The 4,313-nt window shown below is 65.8% G+C and carries 6 protein-coding genes; 3 read left to right on the forward strand and 3 right to left on the reverse strand.

Annotated features, from left to right (window positions below; genetic code table 11):
* A partial coding sequence (locus tag AC1D00_RS29310) for a (2Fe-2S)-binding protein (RefSeq protein WP_477013065.1) occupies positions 1 to 351 on the reverse strand: 351 nt, incomplete at its 3' end.
* Between the two features lie 135 nt (positions 352 to 486).
* Positions 487 to 933: an SRPBCC family protein gene (locus tag AC1D00_RS29315; RefSeq protein WP_011088412.1), complete on the reverse strand. Its 447-nt coding sequence runs from the start codon at positions 931 to 933 to the stop codon at positions 487 to 489.
* 172 nt (positions 934 to 1,105) lie between these two features.
* Between AC1D00_RS29315 and AC1D00_RS29320 the strand changes: the two genes are divergently transcribed.
* The 3 genes from AC1D00_RS29320 (at position 1,106) to pcaC (ending at position 3,812) form a co-directional block, all read left to right on the forward strand.
* Entirely contained in the window at positions 1,106 to 2,461 is a 1,356-nt protein-coding gene (locus tag AC1D00_RS29320) for a 3-carboxy-cis,cis-muconate cycloisomerase (protein WP_404557837.1), read from the forward strand.
* A gap of 72 nt (positions 2,462 to 2,533) precedes the next feature.
* Entirely contained in the window at positions 2,534 to 3,316 is a 783-nt protein-coding gene (gene pcaD / locus AC1D00_RS29325) for a 3-oxoadipate enol-lactonase (protein WP_135174198.1), read from the forward strand.
* 103 nt (positions 3,317 to 3,419) lie between these two features.
* Positions 3,420 to 3,812 (forward strand): 4-carboxymuconolactone decarboxylase, encoded by a 393-nt coding sequence (gene pcaC, locus AC1D00_RS29330; protein ID WP_477013066.1) that lies wholly within the window; start codon positions 3,420 to 3,422, stop codon positions 3,810 to 3,812.
* Here the strand turns inward: pcaC and AC1D00_RS29335 are convergent.
* Positions 3,774 to 4,298 carry a hypothetical protein gene (locus AC1D00_RS29335; protein WP_477013067.1) on the reverse strand — a complete coding sequence of 175 codons (525 nt, stop codon included), beginning with the start codon at positions 4,296 to 4,298 and terminating at the stop codon, positions 3,774 to 3,776. The two genes, pcaC and AC1D00_RS29335, sit on opposite strands and share 39 nt — an antisense overlap.
* Between the last annotated feature and the right edge of the window lie 15 nt (positions 4,299 to 4,313).

Consider the following 4,313-nt stretch of genomic DNA (forward strand, 5'->3'; position numbering starts at 1 on the left):
GCGATGGACGATGTCGATCGCGGTCATGATCATGCCGGGCGTGCAGAAGCCGCACTGCAGGCCATGGTGCTCGCGGAAGGCTTCCTGCATCGGATGCAGCGGCGCACCGTCGGCGGCCAGCCCCTCGATCGTCTTGACCTCGTGGCCGTCGGCCATCACGGCAAGCGTGGTGCAGGACTTCACGGCCTTGCCGTCGAGATGCACGACGCAGGCGCCGCACTGCGAGGTGTCGCAGCCGACATGGGTGCCGGTCAGCCGCAGATTCTCGCGCAGGAACTGCACCAGAAGCGTGCGGGGATCGACGTTGGCCGTCACAGGATTGCCGTTCACGATGAGGGAGATTTTTGCCATAAGCACTCTCTATCAGCGCCCCGACGGGTCCCGTCGAAGCGGTTCTTATAATTATTCCAACCCATCATATGGGCCATTATGCCCCGGGGCAACATCACCCCGGACGCAAGGCGCCATGCCGAAAGGCGATAGCCTTCAGCCCTGTACCGCCTTGGCGAAGTTCGCGAAAAACTCGTCGGCCAGCTTCTTGGCGGCGCCGTTGATGAGGCGCTGTCCGAGCTGCGCCAACTTGCCGCCGATCTGCGCCTCGACGTCGTAGGAGAGCAGCGTGCCGCCGTCCTTCTCCGCGAGCTTGACCACGGCGCCGCCCTTGGCGAAGCCGGCCACCCCGCCCTCGCCTTCGCCGGAGATCTTGTAGCCGTTCGGCGGGTCGAGATCGGAGAGCGTCACCTTGCCCTTGAAGCGCGCCGACACCGGGCCGACCTTCATTTTGGCCGTGGCGCGAAAGCCGCCGTCGTCGGTCTTCTCCAGCTCCTCGCAGCCGGGGATGCAGGCCTTCAGCACCTCGGGATCGTTGAGCTTGGCCCACACGGCCTCGCGCGGCGCCGCAAGCTGGACTTCGCCGTTCATCGTCATGGCCATGGGGTGCCTCCCGGGATCGTGCAACTATAATGCTGTTCAAGTAACGCACGGGGACCGCAAAGGAAAGGGCGGCCTCCGGTCACGTGCAATGCATATTCGCAACTGCAAAAAATCTTGTGCGGTCGGTTTTGGATTGGCACAGGCGAGCCATGATGGTTAGGTCCCGCGCAACATGAGCACAGCCCTCTCCCCCCTGCTCGCGCCGATGCTGTCGAGCACCGCCATGCGCGCCGTCTGCGACGACCGCTCCACCCTTCAGAACATGCTCGATTTCGAGGCAGCCCTCGCCCGGGCCGAGGCCGCGACCGGCGTGATTCCCGCGGCCGCCGTGGGCCCGATCGAAGCAGCATGCAAGGCGGAGTCCTTCGACCCTGCTGCCCTGGCAGAGGCCGCGACCCGATCGGGCAATTTGGCCATTCCTCTGGTCAAGGCGCTGACCGCCAATGTCGCCAAGGCCGATGCGGAGGCCGCCCGCTACGTGCATTGGGGCGCAACCAGCCAGGACGTCATCGACACCGCGACCATGCTCGCACTGCGTGCCGGCATCGATGCACTCGACGCCGACCTCAGCCGTGCCATCAAGGGCTTTGCCGCACTGGCGCGTAATCATCGCAACACCGCCATGGTGGCGCGGACCTGGCTCCAGCATGCGTTGCCGATGCCGTTCGGGCTCAAGGCCGCCGAATATGCCGCAAGCCTTGCCCGCGCCCGCTGCCGCCTCAGGCGGCTTTCCCGCGAGGGCCTCGCGCTGCAATTCGGCGGCGCGGCCGGCACGCTCGCGGCCCTCGGCGACAAGGGGCTCGTCGTTGCGGAGCGACTGGCGCGGGGGCTCAACCTGCCGCTGCCGGAAGCGCCCTGGCACACCCATCGCGACCGCATCGCGGAAGCCGCATCGGCTCTTGCGATTCTCGCCGGCAGCTGCGGCAAGATCGCGCGCGACGTCTCGCTGATGATGCAGACCGATGTCGCCGAGGCGTTCGAGCCGGCCGGCGAAGGCCGCGGTGGCTCCTCGACCATGCCGCACAAGCGCAATCCGGTCGCGGCCGCAAGCGCGCTGGGCTGTGCGACCATGGCCCCGCAGCTCGCCGCGACGATTTTTGCCGCGCAGGTGCAGGACCACGAGCGCAGCGCCGGCCCCTGGCACGCGGAATGGCCGACGCTGCCGCAACTGATGCTGGTCACCTCGGGCGCGCTCGCCGCCATCGTCGATATCGCCGAGGGCCTCGACGTCGACGCGGCACGCATGCGCAGCAACCTCGATGCGACGCACGGGCTGATCATGGCCGAGGCGGTCACCTTCGCGCTGGCCGAGACCATCGGCAAGAGCGATGCGCATCATCTCATCGAGGCCGCGAGCAAGCGCGCGGTCGCCGAGAAGAAGCATCTGCGCGAGGTGCTATCAGGCGATTCGCAGGTCACCGCGCATCTTTCGCCGGAAAAAATTGCGGCATTGTTCGAGCCGATGGCCTATCAAGGGGCTTCCCAAGCCCTGATCGACCGGCTGCTCGACAGCCTCGACCGAGACTAATTGTTTGAGCATGATCTGTTCGGAAAACCGCTCCACACTTTTCCGGATCATGCTCCTGAACGGAGACGCCGCATGCCCATGATCGATGCCGACGGTTGCCTGATCAACGTCTCCGTCGAGGGCCGCGACGGCGGGCCGACCCTGATGCTGTCCAATTCGCTCGGCTGCACGCTTCAGATGTGGGAGCCGCAGATGAAGGCGCTGACGCAGGTCTTCCGTGTCATCCGCTATGACCGCCGCGGCCACGGCAAGTCGAACGTTCCCCCCGGCCCCTATACGATGGAGCGCTTCGGCCGCGACGTGCTGGCAATCCTCGACGATCTCAACATCGAGAAGGTGCATTGGTGCGGCCTGTCGATGGGCGGCATGGTCGGGCAATGGCTGGGCGCGAATGCGCCGGAACGCTTCGGCAAGCTGATCCTCGCCAACACCTCCTGCTACTACGCCGAGCCGACCAAATGGCTGGAACGCATCGATGCAGTGAAGAAGGGCGGCATCGCGGCGGTGGCCGATGCCGTGATCGCGGGCTGGCTCACCCAGGATTTCCGCGAGCGCGAGCCCGACATCACCGCCCGGATGAAGGCGATGCTGCTCGCCTCCCCCGTCGAGGGCTATCTCGCCTGCTGCGAGGCGCTGTCGACGCTCGACCAACGCGAGCTGCTGCCAAAGATCAAGAGCCCGACGCTGGTGATCGCCGGCCGCCACGACATGGCGACGCCGATATCCGCGGGCGAACTGATCCGCTCAAACATTCCCGGCGCGAGCATGACCATCATCGACGCCGCCCACATTTCCAATGTCGAGCAGCCCCACGCGTTCACCGATGCGGTGGTGGGGTTCCTGACGCAGCGTTGATCTCACAGCTCGTCATTGCGAGCGCAGCGAAGCAATCCAGCTGTCTCCGCGGAAAGATTCTGGATTGCTTCGCTGCGCTCGCAATGACGGAGAGGAGGATACCATGGACGACCAGAAGCGCCGCGATGCCGGCATGAACGTACGCCGCAAAGTGCTGGGCAATGCCTGGGTCGACAAGTCGATCGCGGGTCGCAATGCCTTCAACAACGATTTCCAGGACCTGATCACCCGCTACGCCTGGGGCGAGATCTGGACGCGGCCGCATTTCGACGAGCGCACCCGGCGGGTGCTTGTGATCGGCACCATGGTCGCGCTAGGGCAATGGGACGAATTCCGCCTGCATGTGCGCGCGGCACTCGCCGAAGGCGGCTTCACCCCCGACGACATCAAGGAAATTCTGCTCCAGCAGGCGATCTATTGCGGCGTGCCGGCGGCGAACCACGCCGTCAAGGAAGCCTCAGAGATTGTGCAGGAGCTCGRCCTGCTCAAGACCTAGCGGCGCGGCGGCCTCGACGGCCTTTGGCGCCGCCACGGGCCGCTCGATCACCATCACGATCGCAGCTCCCAGCAGCAGCAAGAGCTCGGTGGCGTGCAGCCGGAGTGCGGCCATCTCGCCGACCTTCGAGGCCATGACCATGCTCGCGAACGAGATCAGGCTGCCTATCGCCAGCGCAATGCCGAGCGCCTCGTCACTGCCGCCAGTCCTGCGGACGCGGGGAATGCACAGCAGCACGAGGTAGATCGCGAAGAACGCCACCACGGTCAGCCGTCCCAGTGCCAGCAGCCAGGCCGCGCGCACCGTGTCCATCCCCGCCATCTGGAGATGGTCGCTGAGGAACAGCGCCACCGCGACGCTCGGCCGCTCGTAGAGGCCGTGCACCGGCGCCACCATGATGTTGAAGGCAACCAGCGTCCAGGCCGGGATGAAATAGGCCGCCAGCAGCGCGCCGTTGACCGAGTCGATCCGCCAGTTCCTGAACATGCCGCTTCCCGCTTC

The sequence above is a fragment of the Bradyrhizobium sp. P2_E8 genome, assembly GCF_056403875.1.